The sequence below is a fragment of the Vibrio sp. KUL80 genome, assembly GCF_059725495.1.
This window is the reverse complement of record NZ_AP045841.1, coordinates 2,371,290-2,390,889: the sequence shown is the minus strand read 5'-3', so window position 1 is coordinate 2,390,889 and position 19,600 is coordinate 2,371,290. Positions and strand designations below refer to the sequence as shown.

General features: G+C 46.5%; 17 protein-coding genes and 1 riboswitch. Of the genes, 12 read left to right on the top strand and 5 right to left on the bottom strand.

The genetic code is table 11. From position 1 onward, the window contains the following. The first annotated feature begins 3 nt into the window (after nucleotides 1–3). From lrp to serS, 5 genes are all read left to right on the top strand, one after another. Nucleotides 4–498, top strand: a complete 495-nt coding sequence (lrp, locus tag AC6I8U_RS10985) for a leucine-responsive transcriptional regulator Lrp (RefSeq protein ID WP_042474348.1) — start codon at nucleotides 4–6, stop codon at nucleotides 496–498. Nucleotides 499–658: 160 nt separating this feature from the next. Then, nucleotides 659–3,715, top strand: a complete 3,057-nt coding sequence (locus tag AC6I8U_RS10980) for a DNA translocase FtsK (RefSeq protein WP_498016883.1) — start codon at nucleotides 659–661, stop codon at nucleotides 3,713–3,715. A gap of 34 nt (nucleotides 3,716–3,749) precedes the next feature. Beyond that, nucleotides 3,750–4,361, top strand: a complete 612-nt coding sequence (lolA, locus tag AC6I8U_RS10975; RefSeq protein WP_234494112.1) for an outer membrane lipoprotein periplasmic chaperone LolA — start codon at nucleotides 3,750–3,752, stop codon at nucleotides 4,359–4,361. Nucleotides 4,362–4,391: 30 nt separating this feature from the next. Continuing rightward, nucleotides 4,392–5,741: a replication-associated recombination protein A gene (locus AC6I8U_RS10970; protein ID WP_252014030.1), complete on the top strand. Its 1,350-nt coding sequence runs from the start codon at nucleotides 4,392–4,394 to the stop codon at nucleotides 5,739–5,741. Between the two features lie 103 nt (nucleotides 5,742–5,844). After that, the gene (serS, locus tag AC6I8U_RS10965; RefSeq protein ID WP_498016882.1) at nucleotides 5,845–7,152 is read left to right on the top strand and encodes a serine--tRNA ligase; all 1,308 of its coding nucleotides are present in this window, start codon (nucleotides 5,845–5,847) and stop codon (nucleotides 7,150–7,152) included. Nucleotides 7,153–7,202: 50 nt separating this feature from the next. Here the strand turns inward: serS and bioA are convergent, their stop codons facing one another. Further along, nucleotides 7,203–8,480 (bottom strand): adenosylmethionine--8-amino-7-oxononanoate transaminase, encoded by a 1,278-nt coding sequence (gene bioA, locus AC6I8U_RS10960; protein ID WP_498016881.1) that lies wholly within the window; start codon nucleotides 8,478–8,480, stop codon nucleotides 7,203–7,205. Between the two features lie 120 nt (nucleotides 8,481–8,600). Between bioA and bioB the strand changes: the two genes are divergently transcribed. The 7 genes from bioB (at nucleotide 8,601) to AC6I8U_RS10925 (ending at nucleotide 16,452) form a co-directional block, all read left to right on the top strand. Then, nucleotides 8,601–9,653 (top strand): biotin synthase BioB, encoded by a 1,053-nt coding sequence (gene bioB / locus AC6I8U_RS10955; protein ID WP_042474355.1) that lies wholly within the window; start codon nucleotides 8,601–8,603, stop codon nucleotides 9,651–9,653. Continuing rightward, entirely contained in the window at nucleotides 9,637–10,791 is a 1,155-nt protein-coding gene (locus AC6I8U_RS10950; RefSeq protein WP_498016880.1) for an 8-amino-7-oxononanoate synthase, read from the top strand. Before bioB ends, AC6I8U_RS10950 begins: the two co-directional genes overlap by 17 nt. Continuing rightward, nucleotides 10,792–11,595 (top strand): malonyl-ACP O-methyltransferase BioC, encoded by an 804-nt coding sequence (bioC, locus tag AC6I8U_RS10945; RefSeq protein WP_498016879.1) that lies wholly within the window; start codon nucleotides 10,792–10,794, stop codon nucleotides 11,593–11,595. It abuts the gene before it with no gap. Then, nucleotides 11,592–12,269, top strand: coding sequence for a dethiobiotin synthase (bioD, locus tag AC6I8U_RS10940; protein WP_498016878.1), 678 nt, complete (start codon nucleotides 11,592–11,594; stop codon nucleotides 12,267–12,269). The genes bioC and bioD overlap by 4 nt, the downstream gene beginning before the upstream one ends. 559 nt (nucleotides 12,270–12,828) lie before the next feature. Then, entirely contained in the window at nucleotides 12,829–14,046 is a 1,218-nt protein-coding gene (glgC, locus tag AC6I8U_RS10935) for a glucose-1-phosphate adenylyltransferase (protein ID WP_042474363.1), read from the top strand. A gap of 1 nt (nucleotide 14,047) precedes the next feature. Beyond that, entirely contained in the window at nucleotides 14,048–15,505 is a 1,458-nt protein-coding gene (gene glgA, locus AC6I8U_RS10930) for a glycogen synthase GlgA (protein WP_498016877.1), read from the top strand. Between the two features lie 149 nt (nucleotides 15,506–15,654). Next, complete coding sequence (locus AC6I8U_RS10925) at nucleotides 15,655–16,452, top strand: alpha/beta fold hydrolase (protein ID WP_042474365.1); 798 nt, start codon at nucleotides 15,655–15,657, stop codon at nucleotides 16,450–16,452. Here the strand turns inward: AC6I8U_RS10925 and AC6I8U_RS10920 are convergent. The 4 genes from AC6I8U_RS10920 to purR all read right to left on the bottom strand — a co-directional run bounded on the left by AC6I8U_RS10920 (nucleotide 16,433) and on the right by purR (nucleotide 19,548). After that, nucleotides 16,433–16,765, bottom strand: coding sequence for a putative signal transducing protein (locus AC6I8U_RS10920; RefSeq protein WP_498016876.1), 333 nt, complete (start codon nucleotides 16,763–16,765; stop codon nucleotides 16,433–16,435). The genes AC6I8U_RS10925 and AC6I8U_RS10920 overlap by 20 nt on opposite strands. After that, nucleotides 16,766–17,449 carry a TVP38/TMEM64 family protein gene (locus tag AC6I8U_RS10915; protein WP_252014045.1) on the bottom strand — a complete coding sequence of 228 codons (684 nt, stop codon included), beginning with the start codon at nucleotides 17,447–17,449 and terminating at the stop codon, nucleotides 16,766–16,768. Between the two features lie 118 nt (nucleotides 17,450–17,567). Continuing rightward, nucleotides 17,568–18,158, bottom strand: a complete 591-nt coding sequence (locus tag AC6I8U_RS10910; protein WP_498016875.1) for a TfoX/Sxy family DNA transformation protein — start codon at nucleotides 18,156–18,158, stop codon at nucleotides 17,568–17,570. A 117-nt stretch (nucleotides 18,159–18,275) separates the two neighbouring features. Next, nucleotides 18,276–18,364: riboswitch (cyclic di-GMP riboswitch) on the bottom strand. 179 nt (nucleotides 18,365–18,543) lie between these two features. After that, nucleotides 18,544–19,548, bottom strand: a complete 1,005-nt coding sequence (gene purR / locus AC6I8U_RS10905; RefSeq protein ID WP_498016874.1) for an HTH-type transcriptional repressor PurR — start codon at nucleotides 19,546–19,548, stop codon at nucleotides 18,544–18,546. Nucleotides 19,549–19,600 lie beyond the last annotated feature (52 nt).

Below are 19,600 nucleotides of genomic sequence, written 5' to 3'. Positions count from 1 at the left end.
AAAATGGCAGACAACTATAAGAAGCCGTCCAAGGAACTAGACCGTATTGATCGCAACATCCTCAATGAGTTGCAAAAAGATGGTCGTATTTCAAACGTCGAACTCTCGAAACGCGTAGGGCTATCGCCTACACCGTGTCTAGAGCGTGTGCGTCGTTTGGAGAGACAGGGTTATATTACGGGCTACACTGCACTCTTAAATCCGCAGTACTTAGATGCTTCGCTACTTGTATTCGTAGAGATTACATTGAACCGTGGAGCGCCAGATGTATTTGAACAGTTCAATACAGCGGTACAAAAGCTAGACGACATTCAAGAATGTCACCTTGTGTCAGGTGATTTCGACTATCTTTTGAAAACAAGGGTGTCGGATATGAGTGCGTATCGTAAACTCTTAGGGGATACTTTGCTTCGTCTTCCAGGTGTGAATGACACACGTACCTATGTGGTAATGGAAGAAGTGAAGCAAACTAACCAGCTTGTGATTAAAACGCGCTAGAGACGGCGCTTCCAAGTCTGACAAGAAGTTGACTAAAGTTATGATAAAGCATGCTTTATTCTCCAGTCAGATTGGGTTTTAATCCTCATTGTGGTTAAATCAATGAATACACCGAGCGGCTTATGCCGCTCGGACTGTTTTCAATAAATAGATGTTGGTTATGTTCAAACAGGACAAAAAAAGAGTCGAAACAATTATAAAGACGAGCGAAGAGCCTCAGGCAAATCGCCTAAATGGATTTCAACGGCTAAGAGAGTGTTGTTTCATCTTAGCTGTCCTTACCTCTATTCTTTTGGCTGTCGCCTTATTCACCTTTAGCCCAGCGGACCCATCTTGGTCACAAACATCCTGGGGCGGTGACATCCAAAACGCTGGTGGCTTTGTTGGAGCCTGGCTAGCAGATACCCTATTTTTTGTTTTTGGCTCTTTGGCATACCCAATTCCCTTCATTACTGCCTTTAGCGCTTGGGTGTTCTTTCGCAATCGTGATGAAGATGATCAGATAGATTTGATGATCTGGGGCACGCGTCTGCTTGGGCTAACGGTTCTTATTCTTACCAGTTGCGGTCTCGCCGATATCAACTTTGATGATATTTGGTATTTCTCGTCAGGCGGTGTGATTGGTGACGTGTTAACGAGCTTGTCTTTACCCACGCTCAATGTCCTTGGCACGACTTTAGTCTTGTTATTTCTTTGGGGAGCAGGATTTACTTTGCTCACCGGTATTTCGTGGTTACGTATCGTTGAGTGGATCGGTGATAGTGTTCTGTCATTGAGCGCTGCGATCGTCAATAAGGTTCGAGGCACTAAAGAAGAGGTCTATGAGCCTGTCTTAGTGGATCAAGAAGCGGATGATGCAGACGAACTGCCGCGCTTTAGCGCAGACAGTGTAGTAGAAGACACACAGCCTAAAGCTAAGAAGCAGTACAACATTCATGTGCCTGAGTCAGTGCCAGGCGCTTCAGTCGCAGAACACTCAGTTGAAGGCCATTCATTTGAAAATAATGATGCGTACGATCCTTTGTTTGCGCGACCTGAAGAGGAAGCACCGTCTTCAGAGCTTCAATATGTTGAAGAAGCGCCACAGCAGGCACCAATACAGACGGAAGTCGAACCTGTCACTCCAGCTTCTATACAGCCACAAAAAACAGTGCAACCTGAAGAGCCTCAAATTGAGCGCACCCGTCAGCTTGGTGCGACGATTGAAGAGCTTGAAAATGCAGCTCGCTTTAGCGATGACTATGCAAATCAGGAAAGTGAACCTGAAGTGCCAGTTACCACTGGTACGGCCTCGATGACTGCGATAACACCTGTAGCGGCGATGACTGCGAGCGAAGAGCCAGTAATCGACCCCACTTTTGCTGAGCCAAGATTTAGCGCTGAGCCAGAGCCGATTAATAGCGTAGAACCAGCCACTTTTGCTGCAGAAAACATGCCAGAGCGACCGCAGCAGAAAATTGAGGTGTTTGAAGAGGTTGAGGACATAACTCCTCCTTGGATAGACAATAGCGAATTAGAGGTTGAACCTGAAACCACTCATATTGAACCGACCGTAGATTTCGCAGCGTTGGAAGCCGATGCTGACAACGAAGTGGTTGAAACGCCAGCACCTGTCGATCAGGATGTTGAAGCGTTCCAAAACATGGTTGCGGACGCTCAAAAAGCACAAGTGGCGAAGATGAACCCGTTCTTGGTACAGCAAGAGGCGAACCTGCCAAAACCTGCTGAGCCAATGCCAACCCTAGAGCTGCTTTATCACCCAGAGAAACGTGAGAACTTTATCGACCGTGAAGCACTGGAAAATATCGCGCGATTGGTTGAATCCAAGTTAGCAGACTACAAGATCAAAGCGGAAGTGGTGGACATTTTCCCTGGCCCTGTCATTACTCGTTTTGAACTTGACCTTGCGCCAGGTGTTAAAGTGAGTCGAATCTCGGGCCTATCTATGGACCTCGCACGTTCACTGTCTGCAATGGCAGTTCGTGTCGTAGAGGTGATCCCCGGCAAGCCATATGTGGGTCTAGAGCTGCCGAATATGACCCGTCAGACGGTATTCTTCTCTGATGTAGTTGGCAGTCAAGCGTTTATCGATTCAAAATCACCAACCACAGTTGTGCTAGGTCAGGATATTGCTGGTGAAGCGGTGGTCGCGGATCTATCGAAAATGCCGCACGTACTGGTTGCTGGTACAACAGGTTCTGGTAAGTCGGTTGGCGTTAACGTCATGATCTTAAGTATGCTTTACAAAGCAACACCTGATGACGTGCGCTTTATCATGATCGACCCGAAAATGTTGGAGCTCTCCATCTACGAAGGTATTCCTCATCTGTTGTCGGAAGTCGTTACTGACATGAAAGATGCCTCGAACGCACTTCGTTGGTGTGTGGGTGAGATGGAGCGTCGTTACAAGCTAATGTCAGCACTTGGCGTTCGTAATATCAAAGGCTTCAACGACAAGCTGAAGATGGCTGCAGAAGCGGGACATCCTATTCACGATCCTCTATGGCAAGAGGGCGACAGTATGGATCCAGAACCGCCATTACTTGAGAAACTGCCATACATTGTTGTGGTGGTTGATGAGTTTGCCGACTTGATGATGGTAGTTGGTAAGAAGGTCGAAGAGCTGATTGCTCGCTTGGCGCAAAAAGCACGTGCTGCGGGTATTCACTTGATCCTAGCAACTCAACGTCCATCGGTTGATGTCATCACAGGTCTGATTAAAGCGAACATCCCAACGCGTGTGGCGTTCACCGTTTCGACCAAGACAGACTCGCGCACCATTCTTGACCAAGGCGGTGCTGAGTCACTCCTAGGTATGGGTGATATGTTGTATCTCCCACCAGGCTCGAGTCATACCATTCGCGTACACGGTGCGTTTGCGTCTGATGATGACGTGCATGCTGTTGTGAATAACTGGAAAGCGCGCGGCAAGCCGAACTATATTGAAGAAATTACCAATGGTGAGCAGTCTCCCGAGACATTGCTACCAGGTGAAAAGATGGAAGGCGATGAAGAAATGGACCCATTGTTCGATCAAGTTGTCGAACATGTAGTGCAGTCTCGCCGTGGCTCGGTTTCTGGAGTTCAGCGTCGATTCAAAATTGGTTATAACCGCGCAGCTCGCATTGTCGAACAGCTAGAAGCACAAGGTATTGTGAGTGCCCCTGGTCACAATGGTAACCGCGAAGTACTGGCACCCGCGCCACCAAAAGAATAATTTCGATTCGCCTTAAGAGGTAAGAGGAAATCAAATGAAGAAATGGGTTAATGCAGCGATGTTAACTGTAACAGCAATGAGTTTTTCAGCTCTTGCAACGCCGCAACAGGAGCTTAGTGAGAGGCTTCAACTAAATGATGGTTTTAGCGCGACCTTTACTCAGGAAGTGACCAGCCCAGATGGGGATGTGGTGATGGAAGGAGAAGGCAATGTTGAGATCTCACGCCCAAGCATGTTTCGCTGGGTGACAACCTTGCCAGATGAAAATGTCTTAGTCTCGGATGGGCAAAATCTATGGTATTACAGCCCGTTCATCGAGCAGGTTAGTATCTACAACCAAGAGCAAGCCACCGAGCAGACGCCATTTGTTTTGCTGACGCGTAATCGTGCCAGTGATTGGGACAACTACAGCGTGAACCAAAAAGGCGATGTATTCACATTGGTCCCAACAGCCGTAGACTCAACTCAAGGGCAGTTTCAAATTAATATCGATAGCAAAGGCATCGTTCACGGCTTCAATGTGATTGAACAAGACGGTCAAAAAGGCACCTTTGTGTTCGATAACATTAAAGTCGGCAAACCCGCTTCAGACAGATTCACGTTTGTCATTCCTGATGGTGTTGAGATCGATGATCAGCGCAACTAAGTCGTTAAGACGTGTCGTTAGGACGTTATTGTGAGTAATTTCAGTTTTGACTTTTCAGGGGACGAAGATTTTCGTCCCCTTGCTGCTAGAATGCGCCCAGAAACGGTTGAACAATATATTGGTCAGCAACATATTCTAGGTGTGGGTAAACCTTTAAGACGGGCGTTAGAGGCAGGGCAACTGCATTCAATGATCTTATGGGGACCGCCTGGTACGGGTAAGACGACCTTGGCGGAAGTTGCCGCAAATTACGCTAACGCTGAAGTCGAAAGGGTGTCAGCGGTTACCTCTGGCGTTAAAGAGATCCGCGCTGCGATAGAGCGTGCTCGCGAAAATAAGCTAGCGGGTAAGCGCACTATTTTGTTTGTTGACGAGGTACATCGCTTTAACAAAAGCCAGCAAGATGCCTTCTTACCCCACATTGAGGATGGCACGGTTACCTTTATTGGTGCGACAACAGAGAATCCATCGTTTGAACTCAACAACGCACTGCTTTCTCGCGCAAGGGTGTATAAGCTCACCTCTCTCGATACCTCAGATATTCTGCTTGTCCTTGAACAAGCTAAAAACGATGAACAGCGAGGTTTAGGCAGTGTCGCTGCGACCTTCCATGACAATGTCCTCGAGCGCCTTGCTGAGTTGGTCAATGGCGATGCAAGGATGTCGTTGAACTACCTTGAACTGCTCTACGACATGGCAGAAGAAAACGAGGCTGGTGAGAAAGACATTACGTTGCCGTTACTTGCTGAAGTCGCCGGAGAGAAAGTTAATCGCTTCGACAACAAAGGCGACATCTGGTACGACCTAATTTCTGCGGTTCACAAGTCTATTCGTGGCTCAAACCCAGATGCTGCTCTGTATTGGTCTGCAAGAATGATAGCGGCAGGCTGCGACCCTTTGTATATCGCGAGACGGTTATTAGCGATAGCATCAGAAGATGTCGGCAATGCGGATCCAAGAGCAATGCAAGTTGCGTTATCCGCATGGGACTGTTTCACTCGAGTTGGTCCTGCCGAAGGTGAGCGCGCTATCGCACAAGCGATTGTCTACCTTGCGTGTGCACCAAAGAGCAATGCAGTTTACACGGCGTGGAAGCAAGCCCTGCGAGATGCCCATAATCTTCCAGAGTATGAAGTGCCGCCTCATTTGAGAAACGCCCCTACGTCCTTGATGAAAGATATGGGGTACGGCGCTGAGTATCGCTATGCCCATGATGAGCCGGGCGCGTACGCGGCCGGAGAGCGTTATCTGCCACCAGAAATGACAGGAACTCGCTACTACGAACCGACAAATCGCGGGCTCGAAACCAAAATTGGCGAAAAGTTAGATTATCTGGCGGATTTAGACGCAAAAAGCCCACAAAAGCGCTATGAAAAGTAGTGGCTTTTCGTTATCTTTACTCGGTTAACAAATCAATATCTGCAACTGATTGGAAATTAATCAGTTGCAGAGCTATTCACAACTAAAAAGCATAGGATTGGCAATGCTGGATTCTAAATTACTTCGTACAGAGCTGGATGAAACAGCTGAAAAACTAGCGCGTCGTGGCTTTAAGCTAGACGTAGAAACTATCGGTAAACTTGAAGAGCAACGTAAGTCGATTCAAGTAGAAGTTGAGAATTTACAATCCACGCGTAACTCCATTTCTAAGCAGATCGGTCAGAAGATGGCTGCAGGCGACAAAGAAGGCGCTGAAGAGATCAAAAAGCAGATCGGTACCCTAGGTAGCGATCTTGAAGCGAAGAAAGAAGAGCTAACGGCGGTAATGGCTCAACTTGAAGACATCACGCTTTCTGTTCCAAACCTGCCTGCGGATGATGTACCACAAGGTAAAGATGAGAACGACAACGTAGAAATTTCTCGTTGGGGCGAGCCTAAAACTTATGACTTCGAGGTTAAGGATCATGTTGACCTTGGTGAAATGGGCGATGGTCTAGATTTCGCTAGCGCGACTAAGATCACGGGTGCGCGTTTCATCGTTATGAAAGGTCAGTTCGCTCGTCTACACCGTGCGATCGCACAGTTTATGCTTGATCTTCACACTGAAGAGCACGGCTACACCGAGATGTACGTACCTTACCTAGTGAACTCTGACAGCCTATTTGGTACAGGTCAGCTACCTAAGTTTGGTAAAGATCTGTTCCACACAGAGCCACTGACAGAAAAAGCAAGCGATGAGGAGCCACGTAAACTGTCTCTTATCCCTACAGCTGAAGTGCCGGTGACTAACCTTGTTCGTGACACTATCTCTGAAGAGGCAGACCTGCCACTTAAGATGACGGCTCACACACCATGTTTCCGTTCAGAAGCGGGTTCTTACGGTCGTGATACGCGTGGTCTTATCCGTATGCACCAGTTTGATAAGGTTGAGCTTGTTCAGATCACTAAGCCAGAAGATTCAATGGACGCACTAGAAGAACTAACAGGTCATGCTGAGAAAGTTCTTCAGTTGCTAGAGCTTCCATACCGCAAAGTCGTACTTTGTACTGGTGACATGGGCTTCGGTGCTCGTAAGACTTACGACCTTGAGGTCTGGGTTCCAGCACAAGAGACATACCGTGAGATCTCTTCTTGCTCAAACATGTGGGATTTCCAAGCTCGTCGTATGCAAGCACGTTTCCGTCGTAAAGGTGAGAAGAAGCCTGAGCTTGTTCACACGCTAAACGGTTCTGGTCTTGCAGTGGGTCGTACTATGGTCGCTATTCTTGAGAACAATCAGGAAGCTGACGGTCGTATCGCAATTCCAACAGCACTTCAGAAGTACATGGGTGGCGCAACACACATCGGCTAATGATTGCTGCTAACGGTTCTAAAAGCTCGGCGATGCCGAGCTTTTTTACATCAACTAAAGCAGCTTTCATTATCGAGAGCCGTCTCGATAGCCCTAACCAGCTTCTCAATATGCTCGGGCTGACTGATGTACGGCGGCATCATGTAGATGAGCTTGCCAAACGGGCGGATCCAAACGCCTTGTTCGACAAAGTGCTTTTGGATAGTTTCCATGTTAACCGCGGTATGCGTTTCTACCACACCGATTGCGCCTAACCAGCGTACATCTTTCACGTTGGAAAAGCGGGTTAACTTAGGAAGGAGCTCTGAAAATAGCGACTCTATGCTTGTTACCTGTGACTGCCAATCACCACTCGCCACAATATCCAAACTGGCACTTGCAACGGCACAGGCTAATGGATTTCCCATAAAGGTTGGACCATGCATGAAACAACCCGCTTCGCCACCACAAACCGTATCTGCGACGTGCTTACTGGTTAATGTTGCCGACAATGTCATGTAGCCACCTGTTAAGGCTTTGCCAACGCACATTATATCAGGCTGAACTTGTGCATGTTCACAGGCAAATAGCTTGCCGGTGCGACCAAAACCTGTGGCGATTTCGTCAAGAATAAGCAGCACACCGTATTGATCACACAGCTCTCTCACGCGCTTTAGAAAATTCGGGTGGTATAGACGCATTCCTCCTGCACCTTGGACGATCGGTTCGAGGATCACGGCAGCAACCTCTGAATGATGGGCTGCAATCTTACTTTTGAAGTCATCGATGTCACTTTCATTCCACTCATCCCAAAAGCCTACCTTTGGTGATGCCGCGAAGATATGCTCTGGCAAAAAGCCCTTGTAAAGACTGTGCATCGAGTTGTTTGGGTCAGTCACTGACATTGCCGCAAAGGTATCGCCATGATAGCCGTGGCTCAACGTTAGAAACTTAGGTCGACGCTCCCCACGAGCATGCCAGTATTGCAGCGCCATTTTTAACGAGACTTCAACCGCCACTGAGCCTGAATCGGCGAGAAAAATATGCTCCATATTGCTTGGCGCTAACTCAAGCAGCTTTTTGCTCACATCAATCGCTGGCTGGTGGGTGATGCCACCGAACATAACATGAGACATTTTTTCACTCTGGGATTGGAGTGCCTCGTTCAGCTTAGGGTGGTTGTACCCATGGATGGTAGACCACCATGATGACATGCCATCCACCAGCTCTGAGCCGTTTTCGAGAGTTAGGTGGACACCTTTTGCAGAGACTAAAGGATAGCAGCTAAGCGGGTTGAGAGTAGAAGTGTAGGGATGCCAGATGTGTTTTCGGTCGAAGTCTAAATCCATGAAATGTAATCGCTCAAAAAATAAACAAGTGTAAACTTGTGCTTGTGGTCGGTGTTGACAGTGTATCGCTTGTCGGTACACTAGCCAAGACTAAAAACAATGAGAGCAAAGGAATTAACTGTGGAAGTACGACACGATTGGACGCATGCCGAAGTGCAAGAGCTGATGAACAAGCCTTTTATGGATCTATTGTTCGAGGCGCAAACCGTACACCGCCAACATCAGCAAACCAACCATGTTCAAGTTAGCACCCTGTTATCTATCAAAACGGGTGCCTGCCCTGAAGATTGTAAGTACTGCCCACAGAGTGCGCGCTACAAAACGGACGTTGAAGCAGAGCGTCTGATGGAAGTCGAGCGCGTTCTAGATGCGGCTCAAAAAGCCAAGAATGCAGGTTCAACACGTTTCTGTATGGGTGCTGCATGGAAGAACCCAAAAGAGCGCGATATGCCTTTGCTGACTGACATGATTAAGGGTGTTAAAGAGATGGGGTTAGAGACCTGCATGACGCTTGGTATGCTAACGCCTGAGCAAGCAACACACCTTGCAGATGCAGGTCTTGATTACTACAACCACAACCTTGATACCTCTCCAGAGTTCTACGGCAATATCATTACCACCCGTACTTACCAAGATAGGCTGGATACATTGAGCCATGTTCGTGACGCAGGCATGAAAATCTGCTCAGGTGGCATTATTGGTATGGGTGAAAGTGCTAACGACCGAGCCGGCTTGTTGATGGAGCTTGCTAACCTCCCAGTTCAGCCTGAGAGTGTGCCTATCAATATGCTTGTCAAAGTTAAAGGCACACCACTAGAAGAGGTTGATGATGTTGAGCCTTTTGATTTTATCCGCCTAATTGCCATCGCTCGAATCATGATGCCTAAATCTGCGGTGCGACTGTCTGCCGGACGCGAGAATATGAACGAACAAATGCAGGCGCTGTGTTTCATGGCCGGTGCTAACTCAGTGTTCTATGGCTGTAAGCTTCTCACCACACCTAACCCGGATGAAGATAAAGATCTTCAGCTGTTTAAGAAACTCGGCATCAACCGAGAAGAAACCTCGCAAAAACCGGATGAGGTGCATGAAAACGATCTTTTAGATCAGGTGGTCAGCCGAGTGGCAGCGCGCCCGACGAAAGACGATATGTTTTATGACGCTAGCGTTTAACAAACGAATCCGCCAAGCACTCGATGATAGAAAGCAGAACGATCTTTTTCGCTCTGTGCAGACGTTGGAAGGGGGAAATCAACCGGTTTTCCAAAACAATGGTCAACGTTTTCATAACTTCTCTTCCAATGATTACCTTGGTTTGGCATCGAGTGATGAGCTTAGATCCTGCTATCAGCGAGCGGTCAGTGAACTTGGAGTGGGTAGTGGAGCGTCTCCTCTAGTGACTGGCTACTCCAACCAACACCACAGCTTAGAGTTAGCTCTGACGGAGTGGCTTGGCTATGAGGGCGCTCTGTTTTTCTCTTCAGGGTTTGCGGCCAATCAAGCCGCTGTCTTCGCGCTGCTCAAAAAGGGTGACTTACTGATTCAAGACCGGCTAAACCATGCATCACTGATGGAAGCAGGAGCGCTTTGTGATGCTGACATGAAGCGCTACCGCCACTGCGATAATGACCACCTTGCAACTCTGCTACAGACGGACAAGCCAACGATGGCGGTTACTGAGAGCGTGTTTAGCATGGATGGTGATATCGCCGATCTAGACACTTTTATTTCTGCGTGCCAACAAGCGGGTGCTCTATCTATGATCGATGATGCTCATGGTCTTGGTGTGATCGGTGAGCAGGGAAATGGCGCGATAGGCTGCACAGCTCAGCGCGTGGATATTCTCGTGGTGACGTTTGGAAAAGCGTTTGGACTTAATGGGGCCGCTATCTTGTGCTCCAAAGAGATGAAAGAGTATCTTACCCAATTTGCCCGCCACTATGTCTATTCAACCGCGTTTTCTGCGGCTCATGCTGTGGCAATCACGAAAGCGATCGAGATGACTCAAACCCAACATTGGCGCAGAGAAAAGCTCAGCGAGTTGGGCGCTGTGTATGACGAAATACTGCAGAGTGCTCCTGGTTATATCTCAACTCAAACGCCGATAAAACCGTGGCTTGTTGGCGGTGAGGAGCATGTGCTTAGGCTGTGCAATGCATTGAAGCAAGACCAGATTTGGACGACAGCCATTCGCCCACCTACGGTACCTAAAGGATCGGCGCGACTGCGAATTACATTATCCGCGGCACATGACATTGAGGCTGTAGAGCAGCTAGCCACCAGTTTAAAACGACATTCGGAGGGATGCTAAATGTCTGAGGTATTAGCAAATCTCACGGATCATCAGACCAATAAGGTAGCAATATCAGAATCGTTTGGCCGGGCTGCAAAACAGTACGACCAACATGCTGAGCTGCAGCGCCGAGTCGCAGACCGTTTATTGGCGTTATTACCCAGTGATTTAAAAGGCCATCGCATTCTCGATTTAGGTTGCGGTACGGGTTATTGTTCGCAAGTCCTATTAGCGCGGGGAGCCAAGGTGGTGTGCGCGGACTTATCGAGCGAGATGCTCAGTGTAGCGAAAAGTCGCTGTGGTAGTGAAAATGTCAGCTATCAAGTCGCAGATGCTGAGGCTCTTCCATTTGAAAACAGTACGTTTGATATTGTGATATCGAGCTTAGCGCTGCAGTGGTGCAATGACTTAGCCGTGCCGCTAGTAGAAATGAAGCGCGTGACAAAACCCGGCGGTAGAGTGCATTTTTCTACCTTGCTCGATGGCTCACTGGAGGAGCTAAAGCGGTCGTGGAGCAAAATTGATGCATATCAACATGTCAACGACTTTACCTCGCTCAATCAGGTAAAAATTGCGTTAGCGCAATCTGAGTGCATCGACCATCAACTAGACTTGCCGAAAATAGTTATGTGGTATGAGACTGCTTTTGGTTTGATGAAAGACCTAAAAGGAATTGGTGCGACTCATGTAGAAGGTCGTTCCAAAGGGTGTACCAGCCGACGCTCATTGAAGAAGCTCGAGCTGGAATACAAGAGGTACGAAAACCAGAACGGCTTACTACCAGCCAGTTATCAAATTTGTTTAGGGTCAGTTGCATTATGATGAAAGCACTATTTATTGCAGGTACGGATACTGAAGTTGGGAAAACCGTTGTATCAAAAGCGATATTAAGTGCTGTTGGTGCACAAGGAAAAAAGACCATAGGTTATAAGCCTGTAGCTGCAGGCAGTGAGAAAACTCCCGAAGGTTGGCGTAACTCGGACGCATTGCATTTGCAAGCAGCAGCAAACCAGGAAGTTGATTATGATCTCGTTAACCCGTATGCGTTATCTTTGCCTGCGTCACCTCATATCGCGGCAATAGCGGACAACGTAGAGCTCAAATACGACGTTCTCTCCAATTTACTTGAGCAACACAAACAGAACAGTGATTTTGTATTGGTCGAAGGCGCAGGTGGTTGGCGAGTACCAGTATCAAAAGATGATTGCCTTTCTACTTGGGTGAAACAAGAAAAGTTACCTGTCGTTCTCGTCGTGGGTATTAAGCTTGGTTGTTTGAGTCATGCGATGTTGACGGCCGAAGCGATTAAGGCAGATGGTCTTGAGCTTGTTGGTTGGGTAGCTAACCGCGTCAATCCGGGCGTCGAGCATTACGCTGAGATCATCGAAATGCTGGAAGGCGCGATAGACGCTCCAAAGCTTGGTGAGGTGCCTTACGTCCCAGGCTGCAAGAAACGAGACCTAGGCAAGTACATTAACCTTGATGTAATTAGTTAACCCTTTCGTAACACAAAACACGCCAAATTAAAAAAGCCTCTTGTGGTGAATTATCGCGCAAGAGGCTTTTTGTTTTTCTCTCATACAGAATTTATGAACTCCGGTTGCATTTTTAACCAAATGAAACACTTTTTGTTCCAAATAACTGGTCGTATCACTTTACGTGTCTGATTTACTTCGAGTTTTATGAATTCTGTCAGTTTGGTGAATTTAATGTTAACTATATGTGTTGAATGGGTAATCTCGGTATGGCATTCTGTGATCAGCAACACGAGTTTAAATGCAATTGGGTTCAATGCTTAATATTGAGTGATCATGCATTGTAATCTCGTTTCAAAACGATAATTTAGAGAAAAACCATACGAAAGTTATGGAACATTTGAGGCTGAAAAATAAACAAAATAGAGCCTCTCAAACGACTTATATACAAGATTCAACGTTTGAATGTTCGGTGTAGTTATCGACATTGTCATCCGTTAATAACGAAGCTAGATACCCCCCAAATAAATACATTTAGTGTCTAGCAACATGGAAAGCTGTAATAAAAACGGAGTAATCAATGGCTGGTGTTTTAGGAATGATCCTTGCTGGAGGCGAAGGTTCTCGCCTACGTCCTCTTACGGAATCTCGCAGTAAGCCTGCAGTCCCTTTTGGAGGAAGCTATCGCCTTATAGACTTCGCACTTAATAATTTTATTAATGCGGACTTGATGCGAATTTACGTTCTTACCCAATTTAAATCTCAATCCCTGTATCAGCATATGCGCAAAGGTTGGAACCTGACGGGCATCACTGACCGATTTATTGACCCAATCCCAGCTCAGATGCGCGACGGTAAACGTTGGTACGAAGGCACCGCTGATGCTATCTACCAAAACGTTCGCTTTGTCGAACTTGCTAACCCTGAGCATGTTTGTATCTTTGGTTCTGACCATATCTACAAGATGGATATCCGTCAGATGTTAGACTTCCACAAACGTAGTGAGGCGAAACTTACGGTTTCTGCGCTGCGTATGCCGTTGGCAGAAGCATCAGAGTTTGGTGTTATCGAGGTCGACGAAAACGGTAAAATGATTGGTTTTGAAGAGAAACCAGAGAACCCGAAATCGATTCCTGGTCACCCTGACATGGCGCTTGTGTCTATGGGTAACTACATCTTTGAAGCAGAAAGCTTATGCAAAGAGCTCCGTCTTGATGCTGAGAATGAAAACTCGAGCCACGATTTTGGTAAAGACATTATTCCTAAGATGTTCCCTGAAGGTGGCGTTTATGTTTATGATTTCTCTACCAATAAAATCAGCGGCGAGAAGGATACAACGTACTGGCGTGATGTAGGTACTATTGACTCGTACTGGGCGGCTCACATGGATCTGCTTCATGAAGACCCAGAGTTCTCACTGTACAACCGAAAATGGCCACTGCATACGTATTACCCACCGTTGCCACCTGCCACCTTTGTGGATGCTGAGCACGAAAAGATCAAAGTTACCGATAGCTTAATTGCTGGTGGTAGTTACGTACGTGGATCGTCAATCTTTAAATCAGTACTAGGATTCAGAAGTAACATTGCTGCTGGTTCTATTGTGAGTGAATCTGTTATTCTAGGTGATGTTAAGATTGGTGCAGGCTGTACAATCAAGCGCGCAATCATTGACAAGAATGTTGAAATTGCCCCTGGAACTGTGATCGGTGAAGATCTAGAACTCGACGCGAAGCGTTTCCATGTGTCTCCAGGTGGCATCGTTGTCATCAAAAAAGGGACAAAAGTTGGATTCTAGAATGAGAAACATAGACGTATGGTTTCCAGTTTCAGAAGTTCAGGGACTTATTAAAAGTGGAGGCTTGGCAGATGTTGCCAAGGCTCTGCCGAAAGCTCTGCAAGAACTTGGCAAGGACGTAGCCATCACTCTGCCAGGCTACCAAAAACTACCAAATAAGGATCAGTATGAGTTCGTGCTAGCCACTGAGCTAGAGCATTGGCCTCATACACCTTATCAAGTCAAGAAAACCCATCTCGATGGTGTCGAAGTCTACGTCATTGAATGTGACCGTTACTTTGACCGTCCAGAACTGTATGCAGAACACAACCGAGCGTACGCTGATAATGGCGAGCGTTTTGGATTTTTCGCAGCCGCCAGTCTGGATGTGTTACCAAAGCTGGGCATTAAGCCTGCAATTGTTCACGCGAATGATTGGCACACAGGCCTTATCCCATTCTTACTTAAGACTCGTTACGCTGAAGATGAGCGTTTTCATGGTACTAAGTCAGTACTGACAGTACACAACGCGATTTTCAAAGGGATTTTCTCTTACAGTCAGTTAGAGATTATTCCTGAGCTTCATCTCTCTGGAATGGAGTTTCTACAGTACGGTGACGGCTGGGTAAGTACATTGCGAGCGGGTATTGCTTTTGCAGATAAGATCAATGCAGTGAGCCCGAACTATGCCGCTGAGCTGGTGACACCGTTAGGCTCACATGGCTTGGTTGATGATTTCGTTCATCGTGCCAAAGATCTCCATGGCATCGTTAATGGATGCGATTACTCAGAGTGGAACCCAAGCCACGATGAGTATTTGCCTGAGCATTACGACGATGACTTAGAAAGCATGCTAGCGGGTAAACTCGCATCAAAAACGGCGCTACAAAAAGAGCTCGGCCTACCAGAGCGTGAAGTGCCGATGATTGGCATGGTTTGTCGTTTGACGCACCAAAAAGGTTTTCACTACATCCTTCCTATTTTGGATAAGTTCCTAAAGAATGACGTGCAAGTCGTCATTATTGGTACAGGTGAGCCGCAAATTGCTTCTCATCTTAATGATCTGGCGGAAGAGTTCTCAGATAAGTTGGCGTTTGTCGAAGCTTACAGCAATCGCTTTGCTCATCTGGTAGAAGCTGGTTCAGATTTCTTCCTTATGCCTTCTGAGTTTGAAGCGTGTGGTTTGAACCAAATTTATAGTATGGCTTATGGTACGTTACCAATTGTGCGTAAAGTCGGCGGTTTGAAAGACACGGTTATTGATTTTGATGATGACCCTAACAATGCCACTGGCTTTGGTTTTGTTGAGCCTTGCCATGATGCTTTGTTAATTGTCCTGCAACGCGCACTGCTATTCTATCTGCAACACCCTGAGCAGATGCATGAAATGCAGCTTCGCTCAATGCGAAAAGACTTCAGTTGGACTGAGTCAGCCAAAGAGTACGTTAAGATGTACGACCTGGCGCTCGAGGCAAACTAGAGCAAAAATTGAAAAGCGGCGTTATGCCGCTTTTTTTATAATCGACTACACTTGTAAATCATTTTTACCAAAATTCCTGTGAGTTTTTGTCCGTAAAACGGCGAATTATGGTAACGTAACGCCCACATACATCACGAAACTTGAGAACTATGTCAGAGAGCTTGCTATTCCATAAAACTTATCAGCACCCAACGAGTAATGAGTGGGTGGTATTCGTACATGGGGCAGGTGGAAGCTCAAACATATGGTTTAAACAGATTCGTGCTTACCGAGAGCACTTTAACCTGCTGTTTATTGATCTTCGCGGTCACGGTAAGTCAAATCAACTCCTTAAAGACATTATGTCGAACAAGTACACCTTTAAAGAGGTGACGATGGATATCGTTAAAGTACTTGATCACCTTAAGATTCAGTCAGCCCACTTTGTCGGTATGTCTTTGGGAACGATTATTGTGCGCAACATTGCCGAGTTGGCACACTCCCGAGTTCGTTCCATGGTCTTAGGCGGTGCGGTCACTCGCTTTAATACTCGCTCGCAAATTCTGGTGAAAATTGGCAACTGGAGTAAGCACATTATCCCTTATATGTGGCTTTACAGCTTGTTCGCGTACATTGTCATGCCGCAAAAAGGCCAAAAAGAGTCACGATTGTTATTCGTCCGAGAGGCGAAGAAGCTGTGCCAAAAAGAGTTTAAGCGCTGGTATCGTCTAACGACAGAAGTAAACCCTCTCAACCGCTACTTTAAAGACCGAGAGTTGCCGATTCCGACTTTGTATTTGATGGGTGATAAAGACTATATGTTTATTAAGCCAGTCAAAGAGATGGTGGCTGAACATAAGTCCAGCCGTCTATTAGAGATCAAAGATTGTGGTCATGTGTGCAATGTTGAGCGTCCAGAAGAGTTCAATAAGCACTCAATAGATTTCATTAAGTCTGTGGCATCGTAGCCGTTTGTGGCGTCTGACAGTTCCAGCAGACGCCAAATTGCGCTTCGTTAGTCTCGTGGCAAGCGGAACATACCCACGGCATGTTACCGCTTTTCTCAGCCTGATTTTGCCAATCTTGAATGACAGCTCGTGCCATCATTTCTTGCTCTTTGTTGAAAAGCCAAACGTAGGGTAGAGAACTTTCGTCAAACGGTACTTCCCCTCGTAACCCAAAAACACCTTCGCCTCGTACTTCACACTCTATACCTTCAGCCATCAACTGCTGTTGGACAATATGTGTTTCTGGTGGGTTATTGCCTACAAATATCTTCATCTATTCCTGTACCTGTGGTGAGCGAGAGATTTTCCCCATAATCCATTTGGCAATAAGTGGGAACAAACCGAGTAGGGCAAACGATGCCAACACGGTAGGGGAAACAATGCCTGATAGACTGTCAATGTTCGCTAGCTGGGTACCTGCATTGAGGTATACTGCAGTTCCTGGCAGCATGCCCAGTTGACTCACCAAGTAATACTTAGAGACTCGAATTGGCGTGAGACCCATCAATAAGTTAATCAAGAAAAATGGGAACACAGGAATGAGTCTTAGAGAAAATAGATAGAAAGCACCGTCTTTTTCGACACCTTTATTGATCGTCTCAAGTTTCGAACCGAACTTACTTTGTACCCAATCGCGAAGTAGGAAGCGACTGCTCAAGAATGCCAATGTAGCGCCTATGGTACTAGCAAATGAAACGAGCAGTAGACTTGTCCAGAAGCCGAACAATGCGGCGCCAAGTAAGGTAACCACGGCAGCGCCTGGAACAGAGAATGCAGTAATCGCTATGTAAGCGAAGAAATAGGTGAGGGCAGCAGCCACGAAGTTCTCATTGATGTATTCACTCAGTGCGACTTGTTGTGCTTTTGCGTTTTCTAGTGTGAGGTGTTGACCAAAGTTGATGCCTAAGTAAATGACGACAGCAACCAAAACCAATCCTAGTATCAGCTTCTTGCTCATGACGATATCCTTTTGATGACTCAGTATTAGTGTAGTAGAAAGGATGAGTATGTTTTTCCTTTCAGCTAATACAAAAAAATCAGCCATAAGGCTGATTTTTTCTTGAGATTACCGTAGCTTAATTAATTAAGCGAGCCAGTTCATCTCTTTTAGTCTGAGGAATCACAGACCAATGAGTACCATTTATCGCACCTTCAAGAGCCCATAAAAGCTCTAAACCTACGGTACTTGAATGGGTTCTCTGAATGGCCTTGAAAGCCTCAACCGAACCATGATCCTGAAGTTCAACCACTGATTCAATGCCTGCTTTTTTGAGCATACGCTCAGTGGCAAGGCGAAGATTAGGAAGGTCTTTCAGGCGATTAGGTTTCGCTTCGGATTGTTGCTCTTTCTCAGTTTTCGCGAACTCGAGTGCCTGTTTAGCGTGATCGAGAATACCTTCTTGATCTTGCCAACAGTCTTCAGGTAACGCGAAGTACTTAGTAACAACGGGAAATCCACGCTTTTTATAAACATAAGGCTTGTAACCCAGTTTTTTGAAGGTGGATACGGTCTGACGGTTAGTTCTGATATGTAATTTGTTATTCACTGCTAAGGCAAACATCGTATCATCTACGAAGATGCCAAATCCCCCAAACATGGAGCGAGACTTTACTCTTCCAAGCTGAGCGAATAATTGCATTGAATTTTTTAGTATAGGATTATCCATGCTTTATTCTTTTCTCGGTGTTATTGATTGTGTCACCAGAATCAGGTCCGAGAGTATAGCAATCAGGTGTCAGAGCTCTGTTAGGCATATGCCATAACTGAGCCTTCTCCCCTTGCCATCGGCAACCCCGCTACCTATCAATTAAAAATTGGTTTAGGCCGGAGGCTTTGCGTCCCACCCTTTCAGATGGTTTGCCCTGTGCGTGACATGCATAGAATAAATGAAAACAACATAATCCTATCATTACTCATTTTTAGAAGTGTGATCTTGGTTCAAATAATGACGGATTATTTGTGCCTGTGGGTGCGTAAAAAACTAACAATTGAAAGGTGAAAATTTGAATGAAGTTCAAAAAAAAGTGCCTAGAAAGGCACTTTTGTCAGCATTATGTAAGGTTTTTGACAGAGTCGCGTTCAACAATCTCTGGGTGCATTTCGAAAATGCGCTTTTCATGACCTTTATCTTTGATTCGTTCTAATAGAATCTCAAACGCGTTTTTACCTACACGACGTTTTGGTTGGTGAACCGTCGTTAGTGGTGGCGAGAAGTACTCAGCTAGCTCAATATTATCGTATCCAATGACAGAGATGTCCTCAGGTACGCGCACACCCAGTTGTTGCAGGCGACTCATTAAGCCAAACGCCATTGTGTCGTTGAAACAGAAGATAGCGGTAGGTCGGTCTTCCATTGCTGCGATGCGGTTAGCTGCGATAACGGCTGTATCGCATTCGAAGTTGCCTTCAAGAATACGATCATCTTTCATCTCGATACCTGCCTCAGCAAGGGCACGTTTGTAACCGATGATACGCTCTTGGCACACGGCTTTTTCTAGATGGCCACTCAGGCAGGCAATATCCGTGTGACCTTTTTCGATCAGGAACTTCGTTGCCAGATAACCGCCTTCTTCAGAGTTATCGATGATCTTGTCCGCTTGTGAGCTTTCTGGGCCCCAGTCCATGATAACTTTAGGAATGTCGGCGTGACGCTCAAGCATCTCTAGCAGCTCTTCGGTAAGATCAGAGCACATCACGAGGATGCCATCCACGCGTTTCTCTGCCAGCATGCGAATGTAATCGCGTTGCTTTTCATACACGCCACCAGTGTTACATAGGATCAGCGTGTAGCCTTGGCGGTAGCAGTAGCTCTCAACACCATCGATAACCTCAGAAAAGAACAGGTTAGTGGACTGAGTCACTAACATACCAATGGTTTTCGTTGAGTTACATTTTAAGCTACGTGCAACGGCGCTTGGTGCGTAGTTGAGTTCGTCGACCGCCGCCATCACTTTTTCTTGAGTTGCTTCAGCAACAAAGCGAGTCTTATTAATAACGTGGGATACTGTGGTCGTTGAAACGCCTGCAAGGCGGGCGACATCTTTAATAGTTGCCATAGTGATATCCTATTAGTCGCGGCTTGATAATTAACGTTGGTACCGCTTCAAG

What these genes read in the sequence shown, in the direction of transcription:
- lrp (WP_042474348.1), top strand. Translation starts at nt 4, where the DNA reads ATGGCAGACAACTATAAGAAGCCGTCCAAGGAACTAGACCGTATTGAT.
- AC6I8U_RS10925 (WP_042474365.1), top strand. Translation starts at nt 15,655, where the DNA reads ATGTCAGAGAGCTTGCTATTCCATAAAACTTATCAGCACCCAACGAGT.
- purR (WP_498016874.1), bottom strand. Translation starts at nt 19,548, where the DNA reads ATGGCAACTATTAAAGATGTCGCCCGCCTTGCAGGCGTTTCAACGACC.
- bioA (WP_498016881.1), bottom strand. Translation starts at nt 8,480, where the DNA reads ATGGATTTAGACTTCGACCGAAAACACATCTGGCATCCCTACACTTCT.
- AC6I8U_RS10910 (WP_498016875.1), bottom strand. Translation starts at nt 18,158, where the DNA reads ATGGATAATCCTATACTAAAAAATTCAATGCAATTATTCGCTCAGCTT.
- bioC (WP_498016879.1), top strand. Translation starts at nt 10,792, where the DNA reads ATGTCTGAGGTATTAGCAAATCTCACGGATCATCAGACCAATAAGGTA.
- glgA (WP_498016877.1), top strand. Translation starts at nt 14,048, where the DNA reads ATGAGAAACATAGACGTATGGTTTCCAGTTTCAGAAGTTCAGGGACTT.
- AC6I8U_RS10950 (WP_498016880.1), top strand. Translation starts at nt 9,637, where the DNA reads ATGACGCTAGCGTTTAACAAACGAATCCGCCAAGCACTCGATGATAGA.
- glgC (WP_042474363.1), top strand. Translation starts at nt 12,829, where the DNA reads ATGGCTGGTGTTTTAGGAATGATCCTTGCTGGAGGCGAAGGTTCTCGC.
- AC6I8U_RS10915 (WP_252014045.1), bottom strand. Translation starts at nt 17,449, where the DNA reads ATGAGCAAGAAGCTGATACTAGGATTGGTTTTGGTTGCTGTCGTCATT.
- serS (WP_498016882.1), top strand. Translation starts at nt 5,845, where the DNA reads ATGCTGGATTCTAAATTACTTCGTACAGAGCTGGATGAAACAGCTGAA.
- bioD (WP_498016878.1), top strand. Translation starts at nt 11,592, where the DNA reads ATGATGAAAGCACTATTTATTGCAGGTACGGATACTGAAGTTGGGAAA.
- AC6I8U_RS10980 (WP_498016883.1), top strand. Translation starts at nt 659, where the DNA reads ATGTTCAAACAGGACAAAAAAAGAGTCGAAACAATTATAAAGACGAGC.
- AC6I8U_RS10920 (WP_498016876.1), bottom strand. Translation starts at nt 16,765, where the DNA reads ATGAAGATATTTGTAGGCAATAACCCACCAGAAACACATATTGTCCAA.
- lolA (WP_234494112.1), top strand. Translation starts at nt 3,750, where the DNA reads ATGAAGAAATGGGTTAATGCAGCGATGTTAACTGTAACAGCAATGAGT.